This is a genomic window from Streptomyces sp. NPDC001507, assembly GCF_042894765.1.
Lineage (GTDB): Bacteria > Actinomycetota > Actinomycetes > Streptomycetales > Streptomycetaceae > Streptomyces.
The window spans coordinates 62,653-87,623 of the sequence record NZ_JBIAVV010000012.1 but is presented as its reverse complement, the minus strand read 5'-3'; the positions used below and the strand labels follow the sequence as shown (position 1 = coordinate 87,623).

The 24,971-nt window shown below is 71.8% G+C and carries 22 protein-coding genes and 1 pseudogene; 20 read left to right on the top strand and 3 right to left on the bottom strand.

Annotation, left to right across the window (positions count from 1 at the left end; all coding sequences use genetic code 11):
• Positions 1–214 precede the first annotated feature (214 nt).
• The 15 genes from ACFY0K_RS34630 to ACFY0K_RS34560 all read left to right on the top strand — a co-directional run bounded on the left by ACFY0K_RS34630 (position 215) and on the right by ACFY0K_RS34560 (position 16,303).
• Positions 215–2,236: a beta-galactosidase gene (locus ACFY0K_RS34630; protein WP_390643135.1), complete on the top strand. Its 2,022-nt coding sequence runs from the start codon at positions 215–217 to the stop codon at positions 2,234–2,236.
• Positions 2,237–2,388: 152 nt separating this feature from the next.
• A complete protein-coding gene (locus ACFY0K_RS34625; RefSeq protein ID WP_390643364.1) occupies positions 2,389–3,948 on the top strand; it encodes a glycosyl hydrolase 53 family protein in 1,560 nt (519 codons plus the stop codon).
• Positions 3,949–4,156: 208 nt separating this feature from the next.
• The gene (locus tag ACFY0K_RS34620; RefSeq protein ID WP_390643134.1) at positions 4,157–4,444 is read left to right on the top strand and encodes an ArsR family transcriptional regulator; all 288 of its coding nucleotides are present in this window, start codon (positions 4,157–4,159) and stop codon (positions 4,442–4,444) included.
• A 29-nt stretch (positions 4,445–4,473) separates the two neighbouring features.
• Positions 4,474–5,427: an SMP-30/gluconolactonase/LRE family protein gene (locus ACFY0K_RS34615; protein WP_390643133.1), complete on the top strand. Its 954-nt coding sequence runs from the start codon at positions 4,474–4,476 to the stop codon at positions 5,425–5,427.
• A 70-nt stretch (positions 5,428–5,497) separates the two neighbouring features.
• Complete coding sequence (gene crcB, locus ACFY0K_RS34610) at positions 5,498–5,959, top strand: fluoride efflux transporter CrcB (protein ID WP_390643132.1); 462 nt, start codon at positions 5,498–5,500, stop codon at positions 5,957–5,959.
• Positions 5,956–6,336: a DUF190 domain-containing protein gene (locus tag ACFY0K_RS34605; RefSeq protein ID WP_390643131.1), complete on the top strand. Its 381-nt coding sequence runs from the start codon at positions 5,956–5,958 to the stop codon at positions 6,334–6,336. Before crcB (ACFY0K_RS34610) ends, ACFY0K_RS34605 begins: the two co-directional genes overlap by 4 nt.
• Positions 6,333–6,707, top strand: coding sequence for a fluoride efflux transporter CrcB (gene crcB, locus ACFY0K_RS34600; protein WP_390643130.1), 375 nt, complete (start codon positions 6,333–6,335; stop codon positions 6,705–6,707). The genes ACFY0K_RS34605 and crcB (ACFY0K_RS34600) overlap by 4 nt, the downstream gene beginning before the upstream one ends.
• Positions 6,708–6,779: 72 nt before the next feature.
• A complete protein-coding gene (locus ACFY0K_RS34595; RefSeq protein ID WP_351956313.1) occupies positions 6,780–7,616 on the top strand; it encodes an undecaprenyl-diphosphate phosphatase in 837 nt (278 codons plus the stop codon).
• A gap of 183 nt (positions 7,617–7,799) precedes the next feature.
• Entirely contained in the window at positions 7,800–8,477 is a 678-nt protein-coding gene (locus ACFY0K_RS34590; RefSeq protein WP_382718753.1) for a FadR/GntR family transcriptional regulator, read from the top strand.
• The gene (locus ACFY0K_RS34585; RefSeq protein ID WP_390643129.1) at positions 8,474–9,913 is read left to right on the top strand and encodes an amino acid permease; all 1,440 of its coding nucleotides are present in this window, start codon (positions 8,474–8,476) and stop codon (positions 9,911–9,913) included. The genes ACFY0K_RS34590 and ACFY0K_RS34585 overlap by 4 nt, the downstream gene beginning before the upstream one ends.
• Before the next feature lie 43 nt (positions 9,914–9,956).
• The gene (locus tag ACFY0K_RS34580) at positions 9,957–10,967 is read left to right on the top strand and encodes an asparaginase (RefSeq protein ID WP_390643128.1); all 1,011 of its coding nucleotides are present in this window, start codon (positions 9,957–9,959) and stop codon (positions 10,965–10,967) included.
• Positions 10,968–11,077: 110 nt separating this feature from the next.
• Positions 11,078–12,481 carry an aspartate ammonia-lyase gene (gene aspA / locus ACFY0K_RS34575; RefSeq protein ID WP_390643127.1) on the top strand — a complete coding sequence of 468 codons (1,404 nt, stop codon included), beginning with the start codon at positions 11,078–11,080 and terminating at the stop codon, positions 12,479–12,481.
• Between the two features lie 36 nt (positions 12,482–12,517).
• Positions 12,518–13,456 carry a glutaminase gene (locus tag ACFY0K_RS34570; RefSeq protein WP_351956317.1) on the top strand — a complete coding sequence of 313 codons (939 nt, stop codon included), beginning with the start codon at positions 12,518–12,520 and terminating at the stop codon, positions 13,454–13,456.
• A 103-nt stretch (positions 13,457–13,559) separates the two neighbouring features.
• A complete protein-coding gene (gene mptB / locus ACFY0K_RS34565; RefSeq protein ID WP_390643126.1) occupies positions 13,560–14,954 on the top strand; it encodes a polyprenol phosphomannose-dependent alpha 1,6 mannosyltransferase MptB in 1,395 nt (464 codons plus the stop codon).
• A complete protein-coding gene (locus ACFY0K_RS34560) occupies positions 14,951–16,303 on the top strand; it encodes a glycosyltransferase 87 family protein (protein WP_390643125.1) in 1,353 nt (450 codons plus the stop codon). Before mptB ends, ACFY0K_RS34560 begins: the two co-directional genes overlap by 4 nt.
• An 89-nt stretch (positions 16,304–16,392) precedes the next feature.
• Here the strand turns inward: ACFY0K_RS34560 and ACFY0K_RS34555 are convergent.
• Positions 16,393–17,238, bottom strand: a pseudogene (locus tag ACFY0K_RS34555) (D-alanyl-D-alanine carboxypeptidase family protein); the annotation flags it as partial.
• A 121-nt stretch (positions 17,239–17,359) separates the two neighbouring features.
• On the bottom strand, positions 17,360–18,508 hold the full coding sequence (gene rho, locus ACFY0K_RS34550; RefSeq protein ID WP_390643124.1) for a transcription termination factor Rho: 1,149 nt from the start codon (positions 18,506–18,508) through the stop codon (positions 17,360–17,362).
• A 472-nt stretch (positions 18,509–18,980) separates the two neighbouring features.
• On the opposite strand from rho, the gene ACFY0K_RS34545 reads away from it, so the two are divergent.
• From ACFY0K_RS34545 to ACFY0K_RS34525, 5 genes are all read left to right on the top strand, one after another.
• Entirely contained in the window at positions 18,981–20,234 is a 1,254-nt protein-coding gene (locus ACFY0K_RS34545; RefSeq protein WP_390643123.1) for a cytochrome P450, read from the top strand.
• A 123-nt stretch (positions 20,235–20,357) separates the two neighbouring features.
• Positions 20,358–21,128 (top strand): SDR family NAD(P)-dependent oxidoreductase, encoded by a 771-nt coding sequence (locus ACFY0K_RS34540; RefSeq protein ID WP_390643122.1) that lies wholly within the window; start codon positions 20,358–20,360, stop codon positions 21,126–21,128.
• A 6-nt stretch (positions 21,129–21,134) separates the two neighbouring features.
• Positions 21,135–21,557 carry a VOC family protein gene (locus ACFY0K_RS34535; RefSeq protein ID WP_390643121.1) on the top strand — a complete coding sequence of 141 codons (423 nt, stop codon included), beginning with the start codon at positions 21,135–21,137 and terminating at the stop codon, positions 21,555–21,557.
• A 13-nt stretch (positions 21,558–21,570) separates the two neighbouring features.
• A complete protein-coding gene (locus ACFY0K_RS34530; protein WP_351956324.1) occupies positions 21,571–23,088 on the top strand; it encodes an MFS transporter in 1,518 nt (505 codons plus the stop codon).
• A 165-nt stretch (positions 23,089–23,253) separates the two neighbouring features.
• Complete coding sequence (locus tag ACFY0K_RS34525) at positions 23,254–24,183, top strand: hypothetical protein (RefSeq protein ID WP_351956325.1); 930 nt, start codon at positions 23,254–23,256, stop codon at positions 24,181–24,183.
• A gap of 3 nt (positions 24,184–24,186) precedes the next feature.
• Here the strand turns inward: ACFY0K_RS34525 and ACFY0K_RS34520 are convergent, their stop codons facing one another.
• Complete coding sequence (locus ACFY0K_RS34520; protein WP_351956326.1) at positions 24,187–24,957, bottom strand: SDR family oxidoreductase; 771 nt, start codon at positions 24,955–24,957, stop codon at positions 24,187–24,189.
• Positions 24,958–24,971 lie beyond the last annotated feature (14 nt).

The window sequence follows — 24,971 nt, the reverse complement described above, 5'->3', positions numbered from 1 at the left end:
CGCCCGTCGCGGGGACCTGCCATGCAGTGATGTGTGAGCGTTCTCAGACCCGGAGCATCGCCCGTCGCGAGTCCGTGTCATGCTCTGTGAGCGTTCACAGTAGAGAAACATCCCGGACACTTGTCAATGGTTGTTGCTGTGCGGTTATGTTGGGCTCACGCCACGATCGTTGTGTGTGAACGTTCCCAAATGATCGATTAAACGGGAGAGATCCATGCCGGACACCACCCCCAGGGGCCTGACCAGGCTCGCCTTCGGCGGTGACTACAACCCCGAGCAGTGGCCGGAAAGCGTCTGGCACGAGGACGTCCGGCTGATGCGCGAGGCCGGGGTCACGATGGTGAGCGTCGGGATCTTCTCCTGGGCCCTGCTGGAGCCGGCCCCGGGGGAGTACGACTTCGGCTGGCTCGACCGGGTCCTCGACCTGCTCCACGAGAACGGCATCCGCGTCGACCTCGGCACCCCCACCGTGGCGCCGCCCGCCTGGTTCTACCGGGCCCACCCCGAGGCCCTGCCGGTCACCGCGGAGGGCGTGCGCTACGAGTTCGGCTCCCGCGGCGCCATCTGCCACTCCAACGCCGACTACCGCGCGGCGGCGGCGAACATCACCACCCGCCTCGCCGAGCGCTACGGCCGGCACCCCGCCCTCGCGCTGTGGCACGTCCACAACGAGTACGGCGTCCCGGTCTCGGCCTGTTACTGCGACTCCTGCGCCGCGCACTTCCGCCGCTGGCTCGCCGCCGCTCACGGCACCGTCGACGCCGTCAACGAGGCCTGGGGCACGGCCTTCTGGGGCCAGCACTACACGGACCTGGCGCAGATCAACCCGCCGCGGATCACCCCGACCGTCGGCAATCCGGGCCAGGCCCTGGACTACAAGCGGTTCACCGACGCCACCATCCGCGAGAACTTCCGCGCCGAGCGGGACATCCTGCACCGCCTCTCGCCCGGCGTCCCGGTGACCACCAACTTCATGACCGCCCTCAGCCAGTGCGACTCCATCGACTACTGGGCCTGGGGCCGCGAGGTCGACCTGGTCACCAACGACCACTACCTGATCACCGACGGCCGCCGCACCCACGTCAACCTCGCGATGGCCGCCGACCTCACCCGCTCGGTCGCCGGCGGCGCCCCCTGGCTGCTCCTCGAGCACTCCACCTCGGGCGTCAACTGGCAGCCCCGCAACCCCGCCAAGGGCCCCGGCCAGATGGCCCGCAACTCCCTCGCGCACGTGGCCCGCGGCTCCGACGGCGCGATGTTCTTCCAGTGGCGGCAGTCCCGGCGCGGCGCCGAGAAGTTCCACTCCGCGATGCTCCCGCACGGCGGCACCGAGACCCGGGTGTGGCGCGAGGTCGTCGAACTCGGCGCCTCCCTCGACTCGTTGAGCCAGATCAGGGGCGCCCGCACCCAGGCCGACGTCGCCGTCCTGTGGGACTGGCAGTCCTGGTGGGCGCAGAACCTCCAGTGGCGCCCCAGCGAGGACCACGACCCGCGCGAACGCGCCGACGCCTTCTACGAGGCCCTCTACGACCACCACCTCACCGTCGACTTCGCCCACCCCGAAAGCGACTTGTCGGCCTATCCCCTTGTCGTCGTACCGGCCCTCTACCTGATGACGGAGGCGGCCGGGAACAACCTCCGCGAGTACGTCGGGAACGGCGGCACGCTGGTCGTCTCGTACTTCTCCGGGATCGTCGACGAGCACGACGCGGTGCACGAGGGCGCCTACCCGGGCCCCCTGCGCGAGACCCTCGGTCTCACCGTCGAGGAGTTCTCCCCGCTCCTGAAGGACCAGCGGGTGCGGCTGACCGGCCCGGACGGCTCGGAGCTGACCGGCGACGTGTGGACCGAGTTCGTCGTCCCGGGCACCGCCGAGACCGTCTGGAGCTACGCCGACGGCCTCACCGCCGGCCGCCCGGCGGTCACCCGGAACCGGCTGGGGGAGGGCACCGCCTGGTACGTCTCGACGCGCCTGGACGCGCACGGCCTCGACGCGCTGCTCGGCCGGGCCGCCGCGGACGCCCGGATCGCGCCCCGCGCCGAACTGCCCCGCGACGTCGAGGTGGTCCGCCGCACCGGCGAGCCCGGCACCTTCCTGTTCGCGATCAACCACACCGCCACCGACGCCAAGGTGCCCCTGGAGGCGCACGGCACCGAACTGCTGACGGGCGAACGCGCCGCGGGCCGGCTCGCGGTCCCGGCGGGCGCCGTACGGGTCGTACGACTCGACGGCTGAACCGGGGCGCGGGCCCGGGGGCCGCCGTGCCCGCGCCCCACCGAGACTCCCCTCCGTCCGCGCGTGCCACGAGAGCCGCGGGCGGAGGGGCACTCCTCCGGCCCCGTCGGAGGACCCCCTCCCCAGTCACGTCGAAGGGACGACGGACGATGATGTTCCATCCCAGACGCACCCTCAGAGCCCTGCTGCTGCCGCTCCTGGCCGGGCTCGCCCTCAGCGCCCTCCCCGCGCAGACCGCCCAGGCGGCGAGCACCCTCACCAACGGCGGCTTCGAATCGGACGGTGCGGGCGTCGCCACGCCCACCGGCTGGTCGGAGTACGGCGACACGGGCGCCTCGTACACCGAGTCCGGCGGCCACAGCGGCAGTTACCGGCTGAGCCACTACTCGGCCTCCGCCTACAAGGTGGAGACCTACCAGTACCTGTCGGGGCTGACCAACGGGAACTACACGCTCACCGCATGGACCCGCTCCAGCGGCGGGCAGAACTCCGCCTACATATCCCTGAAGAACTGCGGCGGTTCATACCAGAAGACCGACCTGCCGGTCTCCACCAGCAGCTGGGTGCGGATCGTCACCTCGATCGCGGTCACCAACAACCAGTGCACGATCAGCATCTACTCGGACGCCAACGCGGGCAACTGGATCAACGTCGACGACCTGACCTTCGCGTCCGGGTCGACCGGCCTGTCCATCAAGGGCGCCGACATCTCGTCACTGGCCAAGAGCGAGGCCAAGGGCGGGGTCTACAAGACCAGTTCCGGCACCACCGGGGACGCGGTCACCATCCTCAAGAACGCCGGGATGAACTACGCGCGCCTGAAGGTCTGGGTCAACCCGGCCGACGGCTACAACGACAAGGCGCACGTTCTGGCCATGGCCAAGCGGATCAAGGCCGCCGGCATGAAGCTGCTGGTCGACTTCCACTACTCGGACACCTGGGCCGACCCGGGCGCCCAGACCAAGCCCGCCGCCTGGGCGAACGACTCCTACAGCCGGCTGAAGACCGACGTGTACAACCACACGTACGACGTCCTCAACGCGCTGAAGGCCCAGGGCACCACCGCCGACATGGTCCAGATCGGCAACGAGATCAACGGCGGCATGCTCTGGTCCGAGGGCTCCACCGACAACTGGTCCCAGCTCGCCGGCCTGATCAACTCCGGCTACAGCGCGGCCAAGGCGGTCTCCTCCGCCACCCAGGTCGCCCTGCACCTGGCCAACGCGGGCGACGACGCCACGGTCCGCTGGTGGTTCGACAACGCCAAGACCTACGGCATCGACTACGACGTGATCGGGCTCTCCTACTACGGCTACTGGCACGGCTCCCTGGCCGCCGCCCAGACCACCCTCGACGACGTGGCCTCCCGCTACTCCAAGCCGGTCTTCATCGCCGAGACGGCCTACCCGTTCACCCTCGCCCAGGACGACTCGCTGGAGAACCAGATCGACACCAGCAGCGAACTGGTCACCGGCTACCCGGCCACCGCCGCGGGCCAGCTGGCCTGGATGAACTCCGTCGCGAACATCGTCGAGGCCGTCCCGAACGGCCGCGGTCTCGGCGTCTTCTACTGGGAGGCGACCTGGACCGCCGTCACCGGCAACGGCTGGGACCCGACCGACGCCACCTCCGGCAACGGCTGGGAGAACCAGGCCCTGTTCGGCTACGACGACAAGGCGCTGTCCTCCCTGGCGTGGTTCAGCCACCGCTGAACCACCACTGACGGGGGCCCGGCCACAAGGGGACGGCCGGGCCCCTCCGCCGTGCCCCGCAGCTGCTCCGCGGGCAAGGCGCCGACCAGCCGAACTCGTACGGTCGTTCGATCTCGGACATCGCGCCGCGACTCCCTCACGTGGGGGCTTCGGCTGCGCGACAGTGGGAACAGACACTGCGAGGAGGCAGGGACGGGAGGCCGGTCGGATGCTGAGGAACGCCGCGAGCGCAAGCCGCCTGGAGATTCTGGACTGGCTCAAGGACCCGGCGGCCCACTTCCCGCCCCAGCGCCACGCCGACCTCGCCGAGGACGGCGTCACCGTCCGGGCCGTCGCCGCCAAGCTCGGGGTCTCCCGCAAGGTCGCCGGCACCCATCTGGGCCTGCTGGCCGGGCTCGGCCTGCTCCGCACCAAGCGCATCCGGCACCGGGTCTACTACCGGCGCGACGAGATCCGGATCGCCGAAGTGGCCCGGATGTTCGAGAAGGGCTGGTGAGAGCGGTTACTCCTGCCACCATGGGTCTCATGGACCGACCCACGCGCCTCGTCCCCCTCCACTACGTCGCCGTCGGCGGCCGAGGCCCGGAGGACGTGGTGACGGATCCCGACGGCGGGGTCCTGACCGGCGTCGAGGACGGCCGCATCCTGCGCCTGGACGGCCTCGGCGACCCGGACACCGCCCGGGTCCGGACGCTGGCCCGGACCGGCGGCCGCCCGCTCGGGCTCGACCTCCTCCCCGACGGCGACCTGCTGGTCTGCGACGCGGAACGCGGCCTGCTGCGCGTCGGGCTCGCCGACGGCACCGTCCGCGTCCTCGCCGACACGGTCGAGGGGGAGCCGCTGCGGTTCGCGAGCAACGTGGTCGCCCTGCCCGACGGCACCGTGTACTTCACCGCCTCCAGCCGCCGGTTCCCCCTCGGCCAGTGGATCGGCGACATCGTCGAGCACAGCGGCACCGGCCGCCTGCTGCGCCTCGCACCGGGTGCGCGCACGGCCGAAGTGGCCTGGGAGGGCTTCCAGTTCGCCAACGGGCTGACCGTGAGCGGCGACGGCACCTTCCTGATCGTCGCCGAGACCGGCGGCTACCGCCTCACCCGCTACTGGCTCACCGGCCCGCGCACCGGCCGCGCCGAGTTCTTCGCCGAGCTGCCCGGCATGCCCGACAACGTCTGGCGCGACGGCGACCTCGTATGGGTCGCCCTGGCAGGCCCGCGCAACCCCCCGCTCGACGTCTTCCACCGCAGTCCCCTCGCGGTCCGCCGGGCGGCCGCCCGCGCCGCCGTGCACGCCCCCTACCGCCCGGTCGGCACCGTCGCCGTCCTCGCCCTCGACGACCACGGCCGGGTCGTCCACCACCTCGCCCGCCGCAACTCCGGCTTCCGCATGGTCACCAGTGTCTGCCGGACCGGCCGCCACCTCGTCCTCGGCAGCGTCTGGGAGCCCGGCGTCGCGGTCTGCGCGGCCCCCACCGCGAAGTGACCGCCGGGTACGCCCGGCGGTACCCTGAGGCACCCGTCAGGGGGCGGTGCCGAACAGGAGACGTACGACCATGACAGCCCCGGAAGCCGAGAGCCTCCGTGTCCCGCCGGCCCCCCGGCGGCGGCCCGAGTGGCGTGCCCAGGCCCCGGTCGTCGCGGTGGTCGCCGCCGGCGGCGCGCTCGGCGCCGTGGCCCGCTACGCCCTGGCCCTGGCCCTGCCCACGGCCGCCGGGGGATTCCCCTGGGCGACCTTCTGGACGAACGTCATCGGCTGCGCCGTGATCGGCGCGTTCCTGGTCCTGATCACCGAGGGACTCCCCGCGCACCGCCTGGTGCGCCCGTTCTTCGGCACCGGCGTCCTCGGCGGTTTCACCACCTTCTCGACCTACGCAGTCGACATCCAGAAACTCGTCGACCACGGCAGGCCCGCGGTCGGGCTCGCCTATCTCGCCGCCACCCTGTGCGCGGCCCTCGCGGCGGTGTGGTGCGCGGCCACCGTGACCCGCCGCGTCCTCACCCGGAGGCGGCGATGACGAGACTGACCGGCCGCGCCCTGCGCCTGACCGTCTACATCGGCGAGGACGACATCTGGCACCACAAGCCCCTCTACACGGAGATCGTGCACCGTGCCCACGCGGCCGGACTCGCGGGCGCGAGCGTCTTCCGGGGCATCGAGGGCTTCGGCGCCTCCTCCCGCATCCACACCTCCCGGCTGCTGTCGCTGAGCGAGGACCTGCCGGTGGCGGTCGTCGTCGTGGACACGGAGGAGCGGATCCGGGCCTTCCTGCCGCGGCTCGACGAACTGGTGACCGAGGGACTCGTGACCCTGGACGACTGCGAGGTCATCCGGTACGTCGGGCGGGTCGAAGAAAACGGCGAATCGGACGTGAAGGGTAAGAACTCGTTGTGAACTGGCTGTTGGTGGTCCTCGGCGCCATGGCCGGTGCTCCACTGCGTTACCTCACCGACCGCGCCGTCCAGGCCAGGCACGACTCCGTGTTCCCCTGGGGTACTTTCGTGGTGAACGTCAGCGGCTGCCTGATCCTGGGCCTGCTGACCGGCGCGGCCTCGGCGGGCGCCGCGAGTCCACATCTCCGGCTGCTGCTGGGCACCGGGCTGTGCGGGGCGCTGACGACGTACTCGACGTTCTCCTACGAGACCCTCCGGCTGACCGAGACCGGCGCCGGGCTCTACGCTGCCGCCAACGTCGTCGCGAGCCTCGTGGCGGGGCTCGGGGCGGCCTTCGCCGGAGTGGCGATCGCCCAAGCGGTGTGGGGCTAGGACTTGCTTCGAACCCCCCCGTTGTAAGACTGTCTACAGCACTGTCGACCAAACTCTGCAGAACTGGATCCCATGAGCGCCATCTCTGTCGGCCAGGCCGCCATCCTCGGGGTAGTCGAGGGGGTGACCGAGTTCCTCCCGGTGTCCTCCACCGGCCACCTCAAGATCACCGAGGGGCTCATGCACATCCCCGTCGACGACCAGTCCGTCGTCGGGTTCTCCGCCGTCATCCAGGTCGGCGCCATCGCCGCCGTGCTCGTGTACTTCTTCAAGGACATCAAGCGGATCGTCTCCGCCTGGGGCCGGGGACTGGCCAACAAGAACGAGCGCTACCACCACGACTACAAGTTCGCCTGGTGGGTCATCTACGCGACCATCCCGATCGTCCTGGTGGGCCTCGCCGCCAAGCCGCTGATCGACGGCGCGCTGGGTTCTCTCTGGGTGGTCGGTGGCTCGCTGATCGTCGGCTCCGGCGTGATGTGGTGCGCGGACCAGATGGGCCGCCACAAGCGGGGTGAGGACGACACCTCCTTCAAGGACGCGATGCTGGTCGGCTGCTCGCAGATCCTCGCCCTGCTCTTCCCCGGCTTCTCCCGCTCCGGCGCCACCATGTCCACCGCGCTCATCCTGGACCTGGACCGCGTCGCCGCCACCCGCCTCTCCTTCTTCCTCGGCATCCCGGCCCTGACCGGCGCCGGCATCTACGAGCTCAAGGACGCGCTCGGCGCGGGCGTGGGCGCCGCCCCGCTGGCCGTCGGCACCATCGTCTCCTTCGTGGTCGCCTACGCCTCGATCGCCTGGCTGCTGAAGTTCGTCGCCAAGCACTCCTTCAACGCCTTCGTGATCTACCGGATCGTGATCGGACTGGCGGTCTTCGGCCTGCTCGCCACGGGCACCGTCAACGCCTGACCGGTCACCGTTCCACGCGTCACCGCTCCGCCACGGGGTGCGCTGCCTGCATTCAGGCGTCGCACCCCGTGAATGTTTCCTTTCTCGACACCTTGACAGCCTCGTGCCGCAACCCGGAACATCTCACCCGTGAACCTGTCAGACAGCCCGACAGTCGGACAGCCCCCGCGTCGCGTGAGCGCCATGGAGGCGGTGCTGGCGCACCTGCGCGCCGCCATCGAACGCGGCGAGTACGCCGTGGGCGACAAGCTCCCCTCCGAGGCGGAGCTCTGCCGCACCCTGGAGATCAGCAGGCCCGTCCTGCGCGAGGCCCTGCGGGCCCTGCAGACGATGGGCCTGACCGTCTCCAAGACCGGCAAGGGCACCTTCGTGGTCGCGAACGCCGTCGAGGACCCCACCTTCGGCGACTACGCGGCCAGCGACCTGCTGGAGGTGCGCCGGCACATCGAGATCCCGGTCGCCGGGTACGCGGCGCTGCGCCGCACCCCGGAGAACCTGGACCACCTGGCCCACCTGCTCGACCGCATGGAGCGGGAGACGGACACCACCGCGTGGGTCGCGATGGACACCCTCTTCCACCTCGCCGTGGCCGAGGCCGCCCAGAACCCGGTCTTCCGCCGGGTCATCGAGGAGATCCGGGACGCACTGGCGCGTCAGTCGGCCTTCCTCAACGAGCTGGGCGGACGCCGCGAGCAGTCCAACCGGGAGCACCGGGCCATCGTCGAAGCACTGGCCGACGGTTCCGAGACCGACGCGGTGGACGCCATGAGCCACCACCTCGACCGCGTCGAGACCACCCTCACCCACATCGTGCGCCCCGCGCGCACGGACCAGCACCAGGAAGGCGGAACCGAGGCGTGAGCGAACAGCACCTCAAAGACGAGACGCGCCCCTCGTCCCGTCACGTCGACGCCGGGGACCAGGGCTACAGCAAGTCGCTGAAGCACCGGCACGTCAACATGATCGCCATCGGCGGCGCCATCGGCACCGGCCTCTTCCTCGGCGCCGGCGGCCGTCTCGCCGACGCCGGCCCCTCGCTCTTCGTCGCGTACGCGGTCTGCGGCGTCTTCGCGTTCCTCGTCGTGCGCGCCCTCGGCGAGCTCGTCCTGTACCGCCCGTCCTCCGGCGCCTTCGTGTCGTACGCCCGGGAGTTCCTGGGCGAGAAAGGCGCCTACACCGCCGGCTGGATGTACTTCCTGAACTGGGCGACCACCGGCATCGCCGACATCACCGCGGTCGCCACCTACACCCACTACTGGGGCATGTTCTCCGACATACCCCAGTGGGTGATCGCGCTCATAGCCCTGGCCGTGGTCCTGACCGTGAACCTGATCTCGGTGAAGATCTTCGGCGAACTGGAGTTCTGGTTCGCGATCGTCAAGGTCAGCGCCCTGGTGATCTTCATGGTCATCGGCATCTTCCTGCTGGTCACCCAGCACCCCGTCGACGGCGCGACCCCCGGCCCGTCCCTGATCACCGACAACGGCGGCGTCTTCCCCAACGGCCTGCTGCCGATGCTGCTGATCATCCAGGGCGTCGTCTTCGCCTACGCCTCGGTCGAACTGGTCGGCGTCGCCGCGGGCGAGACCGAGAACCCCGAGAAGATCATGCCCAAGGCGATCAACTCGATCATGTGGCGCGTGGGCCTCTTCTACGTCGGCTCGGTCGTCCTGCTCTCGATGCTGCTGCCCTGGAACAAGTACACGGCGGGCCAGAGCCCCTTCGTCACCGTGCTCTCCCACATCGGCGTCCCCGCCGCCGGCGGCGTGATGAACCTCGTCGTCCTCACCGCGGCCATGTCCTCGCTCAACTCCGGCCTCTACTCGACGGGCCGCATCCTGCGCTCCATGGCCGTCAACGGCTCCGCCCCGAAGTTCACCGCGAGGATGAGCCGCACCCAGGTCCCGTACGGCGGCATCCTGCTCACCAGCGGCATCTGCGTCCTCGGCGTCGGGCTCAACTTCGTGGTCCCCGCCGACGCGTTCGAGATCGTCCTCAACTTCGCCGCGATCGGCATCCTCTCGACCTGGGGCATGATCATGCTCTGTCACCTGCTCTTCTGGCGGAAGACCCAGAACGGCGAACTCACCCGCCCCGGCTACCGACTGCCGGGCTCCCCCTGGACCGAGATCGTGACGCTGGCGTTCCTCGCCTCCGTCCTGGTCCTCATGTACGCCGACGGCGGCGCCGGACGCACCACCGTGCTGTGCCTGCCGCTGATCGTCGCCGCGCTGGTCGCCGGCTGGTACGCCATCCGCGGCCGCCTCGCGCGCCCGTCCACCGGAACCGACGCGTGACCCGCGAACCGGTCCCTCCCACCTCACCCGAGACCAGGCAGTGATGTACAGCAGTTCCCCCGCGGGCGCACCCGTCGTCCGTGAACCCCTCCACGCCCCCGTCGCCCACCTCATCCGCGGCGGGGTCGTCGAGGGCATCCACTACGGCTCCGTCGTCGTCCTCGGCGCCGACGGGCAGGTCCAGTTCCAGCTCGGCGACATCGAGGCCGCGTTCTACCCGCGCTCGGCCCTCAAACCCGTCCAGGCCGTGGCCATGCTGCGGGCCGGGCTGCCCCTCGACGGCGACCTGCTCTCGCTGGCCGCCGCTAGCCACTCCGGCGAGGAGCGGCACCTCGCCGGGACCCGGCGCCTCCTCGACCTCGCCGGACTGACCGAGGCCGACCTGCGCAACGTGCCCGACATGCCGTACGGCCCCGCGGTGCGGGACGAGTGGATCCGGGCCGGCCGGCAGCCGTCGCGCCTCGCCCAGAACTGCTCGGGCAAGCATGCGGCGATGCTGTGGACGGCGAAGCTGAACGGGTGGTCCCTGGAGGACTACCTGGAGCCGGCGCACCCGTTGCAGCAGGCGATCGCCGAGATCGTCGAGGACCTGACCGGGCAGCGGGTCGCGGCGACGACCGTGGACGGTTGCGGGGCGCCGCTGTTCTCCGTCTCCCTGCACGGGCTGGCGCGCGCGGTGTCGCGGATCGTCACCGCCGCGCCGGGCACGCCGGAGGCGCGGGTCGCCGACGCGATGCGGGAGCACGCCGAGATGGCGTCCGGGGCAGGGCGCGACGTGGCCGCGCTGATGGCGGCCGTGCCGGGGCTGCTGGCCAAGGACGGCTTCGAGGGCGTCGAGGTGGCCGCGCTGCCGGACGGCCGCGCCGTCGCCGTGAAGATCTCCGACGGGGCGGACCGGGCGCGGGTTCCTGTGACGGCCGCGGCGTTGGAGAGGGCCGGGGTCGACCCGGAGCTGCTGAGCGGGTTCGCCGGAGAGGCGCTGCTCGGCGGTGGCAGGGAGGTCGGGTGTGTGCGGCCCGTTCGCTCGCTGGAGCCGGTTGCGGCTTGCGCCTAGTGGGGCGAGTCGTTTTGTTGTCGGGCGGCTGCGGGCCGGGTGTGGCTGGCCGCGCAGTTCCCCGCGCCCCTACGGGGGCGCTTCACCCTCACTCTTTCGAAAGAAGACCCATGACCACCCGAAGCGAACACGACCTGCTCGGCGACCGTGATGTCCCCGCCGACGCCTACTGGGGTGTGCACACCCTGCGGGCCACGGAGAACTTCCCCATCACCGGTACGACGATCTCCGCCTACCCGCATCTGATCGACGCCCTCGCCGCCGTCAAGGAGGCCGCCGCGCTCGCCAACGAGGAACTGGGGCTGCTGGCGCCGGAGAAGGCCGCGGCGATCGTCGCCGCCTGCCGGGAGATACGGGCCGGCAAGCTGCACGACCAGTTCGTCGTCGACGTCATCCAGGGCGGTGCCGGGACGTCGACGAACATGAACGCCAACGAGGTCGTGGCGAACCGGGCGCTGGAGCTGATGGGGCACCGGAAGGGGGAGTACCAGCACCTGCACCCCAACGAGGACGTCAACCTCGGTCAGTCGACGAACGACGTGTACCCGACCGCCGTCAAGATCGCGACCGTGTTCGCGGTGCGCGGGCTGCTCAAGGCGATGGCGGTGCTCCAGGACTCCTTCGGACGCAAGGCCGTCGAGTTCCGGGACGTGCTGAAGATGGGCCGTACGCAGTTGCAGGACGCGGTGCCGATGACGCTCGGGCAGGAGTTCTCGACGTTCGCCGTGATGCTGGACGAGGACCGCAGCAGGCTCGCCGAGGCCGTCGAGCTGATCCACGAGATCAACCTCGGCGCGACCGCGATCGGGACCGGGCTCAACGCGCCCGCCGGATATGCCGAGTCGGCCCGCCGGCACCTCGCCGAGATCACCGGCCTGCCGCTGGTCACCGCCGCCAACCTGGTCGAGGCGACCCAGGACTGCGGGGCGTTCGTCCAGATGTCCGGGGTGCTCAAGCGGATCGCGGTCAAGCTGAGCAAGGGCTGCAACGACCTGCGGCTGCTGTCCTCCGGGCCGCGGGCCGGGCTCGGCGAGATCAACCTGCCGCCCGTGCAGGCCGGTTCGTCGATCATGCCGGGCAAGGTCAACCCGGTGATCCCCGAGGTCGTCAACCAGGTCGCCTTCGAGGTCATCGGAAACGACGTCGCCATCACCATGGCCGCCGAGGCCGGGCAGCTCCAGCTGAACGCCTTCGAGCCGATCATCCTGCACTCCCTGTCGGAGAGCATCACCCACCTGCGCAACGCCTGCCTCACACTGGCGGAGCGGTGCGTCGACGGCATCACCGCCAACACCGAGGTGCTGCGGGCGACGGTCGAGAACTCCGTCGGCCTGGTCACCGCCCTCAACCCGTACATCGGGTACACGGCGGCCACCGACATCGCCAAGGAGGCCCTCGCCACCGGCCGGGGCGTCGCCGAACTGGTGCTGGAGAAGGGCCTGTTGCCCGCCGACCGGCTCGCCGGCCTGCTGCGTCCCGAGGTCGTCGCCGGCACCGGCTCACCCCTCGCCTGACCTGCGGCTGCGCGCCAGGACCGGTCCGGAGGCACAATGGTGATCATGACAATGACGTCGTCCCGAGCCTTCCTGCCGGTCCTGGAGCGGATCGCCGAGGAGATAGGCCGTACGCCGGGGCGCGGCCGCCCGGCCGACTACATCCCGGCGCTCGCCGCCTGCGACCCCCGCAGCTTCGGCATGGCCGTGGCCGAGCTGGACGGCACGGTCTACGGCGTGGGCGACTGGCGGCAGCCGTTCTCCACGCAGTCGATCACCAAGGTCTTCACCCTCGCCCTCGACCTGGCCCGCGAGGGCGACGAACTCTGGGAGCACGTCGGCCGCGAACCCTCCGGCAACCCCTTCAACTCCCTGGTCCAGCTGGAGTACGAGAACGGCATCCCGCGCAACCCGTTCATCAACGCGGGCGCCCTCGTCGTCACCGACCGCCTCCAGACCCGTACCGCGGACGCGGCGGGCGAGCTCCTGGCCTTCCTGCGCGCCGAGAGCGGCAACCCGTCCCTGGACTTCGACAAGGAAGTGGCCGCCTCCGAGTCCCAGCACGGCGACCGCAACGCCGCGCTGGCCCACTTCATGGCCTCCTACGGCAACATCGACAACGACATCCCGCTCCTCCTCGACCAGTACTTCCGCCAGTGCTCCGTCGCCGCCTCCTGCGCCGACCTGGCCCTCGCCACCACGTTCCTGGCCCGCCACGGCATCCGCGCCGACGGCACCCGCCTGCTCACCAGAAGCCAGGCGAAACAGGTCAACGCCGTCATGCTGACCTGCGGGACGTACGACGCGGCGGGTGACTTCGCCTACCGGGTGGGGCTGCCTGGGAAGAGCGGGGTCGGGGGCGGGATCATCGCCGTGGTGCCCGGGCGTTGTGCGCTGTGCGTATGGAGTCCCGGCCTGGACGAGCGGGGCAACTCGGTGGCGGGGGTGGCTGCGCTGGATCGCTTCACGACGCTGACGGGGCTGTCGGTTTTCTAGCGGCGCGACCTCGCCACCCACAGGTAACAACCAGGCCCCTCCCAAGAAAACACCCCGTCGCTTTCCGGCCACCCGCGATTGACACGCTGAGCCAGTGTTGGCCATGGCTTTCCCCGTCGATCTACGCCGCTGCCAGGTGCTTGGCCTGGCCGGCACCGCCTTCCTGGCCCTGGGAGGTGAGACAGCCGGCGCCCTGCCCGTGGAGGATCTGCTCGCACCCAGCTCCGTGCAGGCGGCGTTCGGCCTGGTGGGGGCCTACTTCGGCGTCGTGCTGCTGATCGCGGCATGGCTGCTGCTGGGCCGCCTCGTGCGCGGTGCCGAACCGCCCACCCCGCGCCAGCTGTTGCTGGTCCTCGCCGTCTGGGCGGCCCCGCTGCTGCTGGCGCCCCCGCTGTTCAGCCGGGACGTGTACAGCTACCTCGCGCAGGGCGCCATGGTCGACGCGCACATGGACGTCTACACGTCGGGGCCCGCCCAGCTCGGCGGACCGCTGGCCGACGAGGTCGCCCCGGTGTGGCAGAACACCGCCGCGCCCTACGGCCCCGCGTTCATGGGCGTGGCCTCGCTGCTGTCCGGGCTGACCCGCGGTGAACTCCCCGCCGGGCTCTTCGGGATGCGGCTGGTCGCCCTCCTCGGCGTCGGCCTGATGGCGGCCGCGCTGCCCCGGCTCGCCCGGCACAGCGGCGCCGACCCGGCCGCCGCGCTCTGGCTCGGCGCCCTCAACCCGCTGGTGCTGCTGCACCTGGTCGCCGGCGCCCACAACGACGCCATCATGCTCGGTCTGCTCGGCCTCGGCCTGGTCGCGGCGCTCGGCCGCTGGCCGGTCCTGGGAGCCGTGCTCGTCACCCTCGCGGCGCTGGTCAAGGCACCCGCCGCGCTCGGCCTGCTCGCGGTGATCGCCGTACAGGCCCGCAAGGGCCGCAGCCCCGTGCGTGCCACCCTGACGACGGTGGTGGCGTCCGGGGCGACGACGGTGGCGGCGACCGCCGTCGCCGGGACCGGGTACGGGTGGATAAAGGCGCTCGACACGCCCGTCTCCCCGCACAACTGGGCGCTCAGCAGCCTGCTCGGCCGGGCCACGGGCCGGATCCTCGAACACTTCGGCAGCGACCTCGCGCCGCTCGCCGTACCGGCCTGGCACCTGCTCGGGCTCGCGCTCACCGCGGTGACCGTGCTGCTGATATGGGTCCGGCTGCGGCCCCGCCCGGTCTACGCCCTGGGCCTGAGCCTGGCCGCCGTCGCCGCCTTCGGGCCGGCGATCCGCCCCTGGTACGCCATCTGGGGCCTGTTCCTGATAGCGGCCGCGGCGCCCAGCACCTCGGTACGGCACCGGGTGGCGGCGGTCACCGGCGTGCTCGCCCTCGCCGTGCTGCCCAGCGGCGGCCCCGCCGACATCGGCCAGCTGGTCCTCGCGGTCTCCGGCGGGGTGCTCGGCGTGGTCGTGCTCTGGCAGGCCCACCAGGCCGCGCAGGCCCCGGCCGTGGGGCGTACGGCATGAGGGGCCCGACGAGACCGGGCACCGACCGCGGGCGGCTGCTGCTCGTCGTGCTCCTCGTCGCCGCCGTGACCGTGTTCACGGCCACCGTGCCGCTGCTGCGCGACTGGTTCGACCTGCGGGTGTACTACGGCACCGTGCACACCTGGGTGCACCACGGCGGGCGGATCTACGACTACCGGGTGCCGGGCACTACGTACGGGTTCACGTATCCGCCGTTCGCCGCGGTCGGCATGCTGCCCATGGCACTGGTGGGGCTGCACCTGGCCATCGCGGCCTCGCTGCTGCTGAACCTGGCCGCGCTGGCGTTCGTGCTGCGCATCCTGGCCGGACCCGGCTGGCGGCGCTGGGGCTGGTACCGGTGGGCGCTCGCGCTGTGCGGGCTGGCGCTGTTCGAGCCGTTGCGGGACACGTTCAGCTTCGGCCAGGTGAACCTGATCCTGCTCGCCCTGGTGCTCGCGGACTGCTGTCTGCTGCGCAGCGGGCGGGGCCGCTGGGCCGGGGCCGGCATCGGGCTCGCCGCCGCGATCAAGCTCACCCCGGCCCTGTTCATCCTCATGCTGCTGATCGGCCGCAAGTGGCGGGCGGCCGGTGTCGCCACGGCCGTGGCGCTGGCCGCGACCGGGCTCGCGGTCTGGGCCGACCCGAGGGCGTCCCGCTTCTACTGGACCCAGGCGCTCTGGGACACCAGCAGGGTCGGCCGGCTCGACTACGTCTCGAACCAGTCGCTGCAGGGCGTGCTGGCCCGGCTTGGCCATCCGGACAAGCCGCTGTGGGCGATCCTGGTGCTGCTCACCCTGGCCGGGTGGGCGTGGCGGACGCGGAAAGCCGTCGCGGCCGGCGACTGGACGGCCGCCTTCGCGCTCACCGGCCTCGCCGCCTGCCTGGTCAGCCCGATCACCTGGGTGCACCACTTGGTGTGGGTGCTGCCGTCGTTCGTGCTCCTGGCACGCGCCGGGTACCCGCGGATCGCGGGCGCCCTCTACGCGGTGATGTGCACCAGCGTGGTGTGGCTGTGGTTCGACGACGCGTCCGGCATCGACGGGTTCCTCGGCAGCAACCTCTACACCTGGATCACGCTGGGCCTGCTCCTCGGCCTGCCGGTGGGTCAGTCCCGGCCGGAGCGCTCACCCCTGAGCCGTACCGCGAGGGTGACGGCGCCCGCGCCGAGCACCGCGAACCCGGTGACGAGGGCGGTTTCCCACCAGTCGGAGTCGTCCCCGGGTGCCGTGGCCGCCGCCATCGGTACGGTGCTCGGGCCCGGCCGGGGCCGCGGCTTGGGCCGCAGGGCATCCAGCGAGCCGACCGGGTCGACCCGTCCGGCCGCCTCGAAACCCCAGTCGAGCAGCTGACGGGCCTCGTCGTACACGCCGCCGTCCTGAGGGTTCATCACCGTCACGAGGAGGGTGCGCCCGCCGTGCCGGGCGGCGGCCACGAGGGTGTTGCCGGCGTTGGTGGTGTAGCCGTTCTTGATCCCGATCAGGCCGGGGTACCGCCCCACGCCGTCCGCGCCGGTCAGCAGCCGGTTGGTGTTCTCGATGCCGAACGACCAGCCGGTGCCGTCGGGGAAGCGGGCCTCGGCGGTGGAGCAGTACCGGGCGAAGTCGGGGTTGCGCAGTCCCTCCCGGCCGAACACCGCGAGGTCGAAGGCGGAGGAGACCTGCCCCGGCGCGTCGTAGCCGTCGGGGGACCTGACCTGGGTGTCGAGGGCGCCCAGGGCGCGGGCGTTGGCCTGCATCCGGGCGGTGGTGCGCTGCCAGCCGCCGTCGAGTGCGGCCAGCACGTGCACGGCGTCGTTCCCGGAGCTGAGGAAGACCCCGCGCCACAGGTCGGACACCTGGTAGGTGTGGCCCGCCTCCACGCCGACCACGCTGCTGTCCTCGGGGACGTCCGCCAGTTCCCGGGACGTCACGCGGTGCGGGAGGTCGGCGGGCAGGACGGGCAGCACGGTGAGCGCGAACAGGGTCTTGAGGGTGCTGGCCGGCGGCAGCTGGCGGTGTGCGTGGCGGGCCGCCAGCACCTGACCGGTGTTCGCGTCGGCGACCAGCCAGGAGAGCGCGGAGAGGTCCGGGAGCTCCGGGGCCCCGGGGTGCGGCCGCACCTGCGTGCCGGAGTGGTAGAGCAGCGACGGTCCGGGCACCACCGCCCTCGGGGGCGGGGCCGGGTCGAGCGCCGCGGTGCCGGCGGCGGCCGTGCCGGGTGCCAGCGCCAGCAGGCCCGCCAGGCAGACGGAGCAGGTGGTCACCGCCGCTCGCCGCGGGAATCGGTCAGGGAATCCGATCGTCATATGATCAACGTAGGAATGGGGGCGGTGTCCGGCGCGCTGCCAGGGCCGGTCGGAGGCCGCGAGCAACCCGGATGCCGCACGCCGGGCCCCGCAGTGCGCCTCCTGGCAGGGGCGCCCGGGGTCAGGCCGCCGGCAGGGTCGGCTGCACGCGCCGCAGGAAGGCCGCGTTGTCCGGGGTCTCCCGCAGCCGCTCCAGGAGCGTCTCCAGGCCGCCCGGGGTGCCCTCCCGGCTCTGCAGGGCCCGGCGCAGTCCGCGGACGGCGGTCAACTCGGCCGGGGTGAGCAGGAGTTCCTCGCGGCGGGTGCCGGAGGGGGCGATGTCGACGGCCGGGAAGACCCGCCGGGAGGCCGCCTCGCGGTCCAGGCGCAGCTCCATGTTGCCGGTGCTCTTCAGCTCCTCGAAGAAGTAGCCGTCGGCACGGGAGCCGGTGTCCACCAGGACGGTGGCGAGGATGGTGAGCGAGCCGCCCTCCTCGGCCTTGCGGGCGGCGCCGAAGAACCGCTTCGGGCCGAGCAGCGCGCCGGCGTCGACTCCGCCGCTCAGGGTGCGGCCGTTGGAGGCGGCCGCGTTGTTGTGGGCCCGGCACAGCCGGGTCAGTGAGTCGAGCAGGATGACGACGTCCTTGCCCTCCTCGACGAGCCGCTTCGCTCGCTCGACGACGAGTTCGGCGAGGGCGATGTGCTCCTTGGCGGGCCGGTCGAAGGTGGAGGCGTACACCTCGCCGCGCACCGAGCGCCGCATGTCGGTGACTTCCTCCGGGCGCTCGTCGAGCAGCAGCACCATGAGGTGGCACTCCGGGTGGTTGCCGGCGACGGCGGCCGCGAACTGCTGGAGCAGCACGGTCTTGCCGGTCTTCGGCGGGGCCACGATCAGCCCGCGCTGCCCCTTGCCGACGGGTGCGAACAGGTCGGTGACCCGTCCGGCGAGCCCGGCGGCGGGGTGTTCGAGGCGGATCCGCTCGTGCGGGTGCAGCGGGGTGAGCTCGCGGAAGTGGCGGCGGCCGCGCAGTTCGTCGGGCGTCCGGCCGTTGACGCGCGTGACCTCGGTCAGCGTGCGCCGGTCGCCGCGGACGCCCTCGACGAGGTCGCCCTTGCGCAGGCCGTACCGGCGGATCAGCGCCGGCGGGACCTGCGGGTCGGCGGGGGAGGGCAGGCAGCTCGGGGCCCGCAGCTGCCCCTTCCCGCCCGCCTCGATGTCGAGGACACCGGTGACGGGGCGGGTGGCCGGCCGGTCCTGCTGCTGTACCGGGGGTTCGAGTGTGGTGGTCATGAGAGGTGGTCCTTTCGCGGACGGAAGACATGGGTGAAGGGGGGAGTGGGCCGCGAGCGGGAGGGCGGGTGCGCAGACCTCCGTGCGGCGGGGAACGGCACCTCGGGAACGGCGGGAACGCCCTGGTCACGAGGTGGTGTGAGAAGCCGACGGGCCGGTCGGGAAGCGACGGGCGATGCGGCTGGAGGAGTGGAACCGGCACTCGGCGCCCGATGGAAGAGCGCTCATACGTGCTGATCGCACTATACCCGGGGTTCCACGATCGTCAACATGGCACCGGGTGCCGGTATTCCCGCTGGCTGCTTCGCGCTGCCCGCTGCCCGCTGCCCGTTGGCCGCTGTGTGTGGCGCGCTGTCCGCGGCCCGCCGCCCGTGCGGGGCCGCACTGGCCGGGAAAAGCTCCTTCCCCCAGGCCTGCGGGCGCCTACGATCGGCGGTGTCCGTGTCGGTCGTTGCGCTGTCAGGAGCCCCCGGTGGAGACCCCGCCCGTGCCGTACCGCCCGGACCCGGCCGGCGGCTGCCCGCACGCCGCCAACGCCCGGCTGCTGGCGCGCGGTGCCGTGACCCCGGTCGTGCTGCCCGGTGGCGTCGAGGGCATGGCCGTGCTCGGGCACGAGGCGCTCAGGGAGTTCCTCCAGCATCCCGGAGTCGCCAAGGACGCCCGGCACTTCACGCAGCTCCGGGAAGGCCGCATCCCCACGGGTTGGCCCTTGCTGACCTTCGCCACCGTGCGCGGGATGACCGCCGCCGACGGCGCCGACCACCGCAGACTGCGCGGACTGGTCAGCCGGGCCTTCACCCCGCGCCGGGTCGAGGAACTCCGGCCCCGCGTAGTGGAGTTGACCGGCACCCTCCTCGACGACCTGGACCAGGCCGCCGCCGACGGTGACGGCGTCGCCGATCTGCGCCGGTACTTCGCGCTGCCGCTGCCCCTGGGTGTCATCGGTGAACTCCTTGGCGTGGACGCGGAGTTCCGCGACCGGCTGCACCACCTGACCAACAAGGTCGTGGCCACCGACATCGAACCGGCCGAGGCCGTCGCCGCCAACCGGGAGCTGGTCGGCGTCCTCGCCGCCGTCGCCGCCGCCCGCGCCGCACACCCCGGCGACGACCTCACCAGCGCCCTGATCGCCGCCCGCGACGAGGACGGCGACCGGCTCGGCCAGGAGGAGCTGATCGGCACCCTGGTCCTGATGATCATCGCCGGGCACGAGACCACCCTCAACCTGATCACCAACGCGGTGCGCGCCCTGTGCGGCCACCGCGACCAGCTCGAACTCGTCCGCAAGGGCGACGCGAGCTGGGCGGACGTGGTGGAGGAGACGCTGCGCTGGGACGCGCCGGTCAGCTACTTCCCCTTCCGCTACCCGGTGCGGGACCTCACCGTCGACGGGACGGTGATCCCCGCGGGCACCCCGGTGCTGGCCGGCTACTCGGCCGCCGGACGCGACCCGGCCGCGCACGGCCCGGACGCCGACCGGTTCGACGTCACCCGGCCCGCCCGCCCCGACGCCGCCCGGCACCTCTCCCTCGGCCACGGCGCCCACTACTGCCTGGGCGCCCCGCTGGCCCGGCTGGAGGCCACGGTCGCCCTGCAGCGGCTCTTCGACCGCTTCCCGGCCCTGGACCTGGCCGTCCCCGAGGACCGGCTCGCCCGGCAGGCCAGCTTCGTCGGCAACAGCGTGCGCGCCCTCCCGGTACGGCCGCGCCCGCGGCCCGGCGGCTGAGCCGCATACCAGCCATACGAACCCCCGATGGCGTTTCGCTGACGCATTTCTTGTTCTGGCCATAGGCCCTACCTACGCTGCCACCACCGCACTTCGGCGGCATGGACAAGGGACTTCGCAATCATGGGTCGACTGGCCGGAAAAATCGCTTTCATCAGTGGAACGGGGGCTGGAATCGGCCGGGCCGCGGCACAGGTGTTCGCGACGGAGGGCGCCACCGTATTCGGCTGCGACATCGACGAGAAGAGCGCCGCGGAAACCGTGGAACTCGTCGAGAAGACCGGCGGTGTCATGCGTTCCCTGGCGCCGGTCGACCTTTCCACCGAGGCCGGTGCGCGGGAGTGGATCGAGGCCGGGATCGCGGAATTCGGCGGAATCGACATCCTGTACAACAACGCCTCCGCCCTGCGGAACGGCCCCTTCGAGACGATGCCCGCCGAGGACTGGTACTTCACCATCAGGAACGAGCTGGACATCCCCTACTTCTGCACGCAGGCGGCCTGGCCGCACCTGGTGGCACGGGGCGGCGGGGCCGTCCTGAACGTCGCCTCCGTGGCCGCCGTGCGCGGCGCGCCGTTCCTGCCGATGGTGCCGCACGGCGCCGCCAAGGGCGGGGTCCTCGCGATGAGCAAGCACCTGTGCGCGGCCGGCGCGCCGCACCGCATCCGCGTCAACACCATCGCCCCCGGCATGACCCGCACCGCGGCCACCGCGCCGTTCCTCGACGACCCGAACGGCCCGAAGGCACAGCTGGAGGCGCGGATCCCGGTCGGCCGCGTCGGCCGGCCCGAGGACATCGCCCGCGCGGCCGCCTTCCTCTGCTCCGACGAGGCCGCCTTCGTCAACGGCGCCAACCTCATGGTCGACGGCGGCGACAGCGCGATGGCGGGCTGAACGCGGATGCACGCACGACTCGACCACGTGGGCGTCAACGTACGCGATCTGGCCGCCCAACTCGACTGGTACAGAACGGCCTTCGGCCTGAAGACCGTCTTCGAGTTCCGTCTCGACGGCCCCGGTCTCACCGGTGTCGTCCTGGAACACCCGCACGGCTGGCGGCTCGAACTGCTCGCCAGGCCCGGGTCCGCGCCCGGACTCAGGGCACCGGACCCGATGACCGCCGCCCTCACCGAGGGGTACGGGCACTTCGCGGTCACCACTCCCGAACTCGACCCCGTGTACGCCGCGTTGACGGCTCTCGGGGCGGGCGAGGTCCTCGCCCCGGGCCCGTCCCCCGAACCCGGGGTGCGCATGGCCTGGGTCAAGGACCCCGAGGGAAATCTCATCGAACTCATAGAACGCAGCACCACTGTTGACCCGTGAGATGGAGCAGGGAATGACCAACGCTGTGAGAAAACTGGACGTGGGCACGCTCGTAGCCTGTTGTCTGGCAGTTGCCGCCGCGCAGCTGTGCATTACCGTCCCCTCGCCCATCAACGGGGAAATACAGAGCGCATTCGGCGCCTCGGGATCGCAGGTCGCCTGGGTCACCTCGGCATTCATTCTGCCCACCGCGATCCTGGAACTGAATTTCGGTGTGGTGGGCGACCTGTTCGGCCGAAAGCGGCTGCTGGTCCTCGGCGGATTCGTGCTTGCGATCGGTGAACTCCTCAACGCCACCTCCCAGAACATCACCATGCTCTGGACCGGCCAGGCCCTCGCCGGCATCGGCGCCGCCGCGCTCTTCCCGAGCTCCCTCGCCGTCATCGCGGCCGCGACACCCGGGGAGAAGGACCGCGCCAAGGCGGTCTCCACCTGGGCGCTGAGCATCTCCCTCGCCTCCGCCGTGGGCCCGCTGTCCTCCGGCATCCTGGCCACGGTCGCCGACTTCCGCTGGGCGTTCGTGCCCCCGGTCGTCCTCGGCGTCGCGGTCGGCATCTCCTGCTGGGCGCTGGTCACCGACTCCAGGGCGCCCGAGGGCCGCGCGCTCGACTGGCCCGGTCAGATCAGCATCGCCGTCGGCCTCACCGCCCTGCTGTGGGGCATCATCGAGGGCGGCGACCGCGGCTGGAGCAGCCCGTCCATCGTCTTCGCGCTGGCCCTCGCCGCCGTGGCCCTGGTCGGCTTCGTGATGGCGGAGCGGCGCGCCGCCTCGCCGATGTTCAACCTGGAGCTGCTGAGGATCCCGTCGTTCGCGGCGGCCGCGGTGGTCGCGCTGACCGGCATGTTCGGCTTCATCGGCACCGCCTACTGCGTCTCCATCCGGCTCGGCGCCGTGATGCACCTCAGCGCCCTGCGGGCCGGCATGCCGTTCGTCATCCTCCAGCTGATCCCGCTGCTCCTCGCGCCGGTGCTGAGCAGGATGCTCACCCGCGTCGAGCCGCGCTGGCTGCTGATGGGCGGCCTGCTGCCGATGGCCGCCGGCCAGTTCTGGATCGCGGCACTGCCCATCACCACCACCTCCCTCGCGGCCTTCATCGGCCCGGTGCTGCTGCTCGGCATCGGCTTCATCTGCGTGGTCTCCTCGCTGACCTCGGCCGCCGTGAACGCCGTGCCGATCGAGATGACCGGCATGGCGAGCGGGGCCACCAGCCTGGTCCGCGAGTTCGGCCAGGGCCTCGGCCCGGCCGTGATCAGCACCATCGCGATGAGCGCGGCGTCCTCCGCGCTGGTCGGCAAGCTGTCCGGCGCCGATGCCGGCATGGAGGCCGCGGCCGGTCCGCTCGCGGTGGTCAACGCGGGCAGTGGCGGCGCCAGGGCCGCCGCGCAGGACGCCCTCGCCCACGGCATGGCCCTGGGCGTGGTGATCTGCGGCTGCGCCTCGCTGCTCGGCGCGCTGGTCACCCTGCTGCTGGTCCGCAGGAACACCGCACGGGCGGCGGCCCAGCTGCCGGTGCAGCCGGCGAACGCCTGACCGCCGACGTACCGAGAAGGCCGGGGCCGCTGCCCCGGCCTTCTCGCCTTGGTCGCCCAACTCGCCAGTGGGAAACGGTTCTTGGCCGGTAACGGTTGTCCCCGGACCATAACGATCCCGGTCCTGACGGGGACCTGACGTCCGGTTATGCCGTATCTTCACGACATGTCCACGCCACCGCAGCAGCCGCCGTCCTCCTCGGAGCAGCCGCCGTCGTCGTCGGCCCCGCAGCAGTCCTCGCCGCCCCCGCCGCAGCCGGACCAGCCCCCGGCGGCACCGCCGCAGCCCCAGCACACCCAGCCGTCCGCGTACCCGTACCCGAGCCCGCAGTCGCCGCCCGGGCAGAACCCCTACGCCCAGCCCACCGTCGCCGGCCAGGCCGTCCCGCCGCCGCAGGCCAACCCCTATGCCGTGCAGCCCGGTTACGGCTACCCGCCGCCGGCCGCACCGCCTGCGACGGGCGGCAACGCGGCCGGAAGAGCCGTCCTGTGGGCCCTCGTGGGCGCGGTGGTCGCCTCCGCGGCCTGGGCGGGCGGACTCCTGCTGACCGGAGGCTTCGGGAGCAGTGCGGACCTGCGCGGCTACCGGGCGCCCGCGAACCTCTGCTCCAGCGCGGACTACTCGTCGTTCAAGGACGAGTACCCCGTGGACGACTCGTCCCCGACGAAGAACGTCATGAAAGACCCCGCGCTGGACCAGAGTTACTGCAGCCTCAGCCTCAAGAAGACCAGCTCCAGCTACGGGGACGCCTACCTCACCATGGAGGTGGACCTGCACAAGAAGACCGACCCCGCACCGGAGTTCACGGCCACCTGGAAGAACTACGGCGACAGCCACAGCGACTACGACGTGACGCCGGTCCAGGGCATCGGCGACGAGGCGTACCTGGTCACCCAGGACACCAGCAACGGCTCCACCACCAGCGGCTCGCGGTACGCCACGCTCGCGGTACGGGACGGGTGGACGACGTACACCATGTACTACAGCGCGTACTTCTCCTCGTACGACAGCGACACCGACCCGCCGACCCTCGACGACGTGACCGGCTGGCTGAAGACCGACACCAAGTCCACGCTGGAGCAGCTCAAGGGCTGACGCTCAACCCTGGCCGAGGGCGTCGGTGATCGCCTTCACCGGGCCGTGCGCCGCGTAGCCGCCGTCGACGGTGATCTCCGCGCCGTTGACGTACGAGGCCTCGTCGGAGAGGAGATAGACGACCAGCGGCGCCACCTCGTCGACCGTGCCCGGGCGGCCCTGGGGGGTCATGGCGAGGTGGGCGGCGACGAACACGGGGTTGGCGGTGGCCATCAGCGGGGTCTCGATGAACCCGGGGTGGATGATGTTCGTCCGGATGCCGTGCGGGGCCAGCTCCAGGGCCGCCACCCTGGACAGCCCCCGCAGCGCCCACTTGCTGGCCGTGTACGCCACCGCGTGGTGCGCGGTGAGCCCGGCGACCGAGCCGACGTTCACGATCGAGGAGCCGGCCGGCATCAGCGGGGCGAGGGCCTGGATGCCGAGCAGGGCGCCGGTGGTGTTCACGGCGAACGCCCGGTTCCAGTCGGCGAGTTCGACGTGCCCGAGGCGGGCCCGCATCGAGATGCCCGCGTTGTTCACCAGGCCGTGCACGACGTCGAGGGAGGCCGCCAGGGCCGCCCAGCCGTCCGGCGAGGTCACGTCCAGGTGGGCGTACCGGACGTCGAGGCCGTCGGCGCGCAGGGCCGCGGCGAGCTTCTCACCGGTCTCGTCGAGCACGTCGGTCGCGACCACCGTCGCGCCCTCCCGGGCAGCCGCGGCCGCCTCCGCGGCCCCCTGGCCCTGTGCGGCTCCGGTGACGACGACGGTACGGCCCGCCAGGCGCGTGCGGCTCACGGCATCCTCCAAGG

Excerpts from the sequence above, each read along its gene's own strand:
- ACFY0K_RS34630 (WP_390643135.1), top strand. The coding sequence starts at position 215 with ATGCCGGACACCACCCCCAGGGGCCTGACCAGGCTCGCCTTCGGCGGT.
- ACFY0K_RS34625 (WP_390643364.1), top strand. The coding sequence starts at position 2,389 with ATGTTCCATCCCAGACGCACCCTCAGAGCCCTGCTGCTGCCGCTCCTG.
- ACFY0K_RS34620 (WP_390643134.1), top strand. The coding sequence starts at position 4,157 with ATGCTGAGGAACGCCGCGAGCGCAAGCCGCCTGGAGATTCTGGACTGG.
- ACFY0K_RS34615 (WP_390643133.1), top strand. The coding sequence starts at position 4,474 with ATGGACCGACCCACGCGCCTCGTCCCCCTCCACTACGTCGCCGTCGGC.
- crcB (WP_390643132.1), top strand. The coding sequence starts at position 5,498 with ATGACAGCCCCGGAAGCCGAGAGCCTCCGTGTCCCGCCGGCCCCCCGG.
- ACFY0K_RS34605 (WP_390643131.1), top strand. The coding sequence starts at position 5,956 with ATGACGAGACTGACCGGCCGCGCCCTGCGCCTGACCGTCTACATCGGC.
- ACFY0K_RS34595 (WP_351956313.1), top strand. The coding sequence starts at position 6,780 with ATGAGCGCCATCTCTGTCGGCCAGGCCGCCATCCTCGGGGTAGTCGAG.
- ACFY0K_RS34590 (WP_382718753.1), top strand. The coding sequence starts at position 7,800 with ATGGAGGCGGTGCTGGCGCACCTGCGCGCCGCCATCGAACGCGGCGAG.
- ACFY0K_RS34580 (WP_390643128.1), top strand. The coding sequence starts at position 9,957 with ATGTACAGCAGTTCCCCCGCGGGCGCACCCGTCGTCCGTGAACCCCTC.
- aspA (WP_390643127.1), top strand. The coding sequence starts at position 11,078 with ATGACCACCCGAAGCGAACACGACCTGCTCGGCGACCGTGATGTCCCC.
- ACFY0K_RS34570 (WP_351956317.1), top strand. The coding sequence starts at position 12,518 with ATGGTGATCATGACAATGACGTCGTCCCGAGCCTTCCTGCCGGTCCTG.
- mptB (WP_390643126.1), top strand. The coding sequence starts at position 13,560 with ATGGCTTTCCCCGTCGATCTACGCCGCTGCCAGGTGCTTGGCCTGGCC.
- ACFY0K_RS34560 (WP_390643125.1), top strand. The coding sequence starts at position 14,951 with ATGAGGGGCCCGACGAGACCGGGCACCGACCGCGGGCGGCTGCTGCTC.
- rho (WP_390643124.1), bottom strand. The coding sequence starts at position 18,508 with ATGACCACCACACTCGAACCCCCGGTACAGCAGCAGGACCGGCCGGCC.
- ACFY0K_RS34540 (WP_390643122.1), top strand. The coding sequence starts at position 20,358 with ATGGGTCGACTGGCCGGAAAAATCGCTTTCATCAGTGGAACGGGGGCT.
- ACFY0K_RS34535 (WP_390643121.1), top strand. The coding sequence starts at position 21,135 with ATGCACGCACGACTCGACCACGTGGGCGTCAACGTACGCGATCTGGCC.
- ACFY0K_RS34530 (WP_351956324.1), top strand. The coding sequence starts at position 21,571 with ATGACCAACGCTGTGAGAAAACTGGACGTGGGCACGCTCGTAGCCTGT.
- ACFY0K_RS34525 (WP_351956325.1), top strand. The coding sequence starts at position 23,254 with ATGTCCACGCCACCGCAGCAGCCGCCGTCCTCCTCGGAGCAGCCGCCG.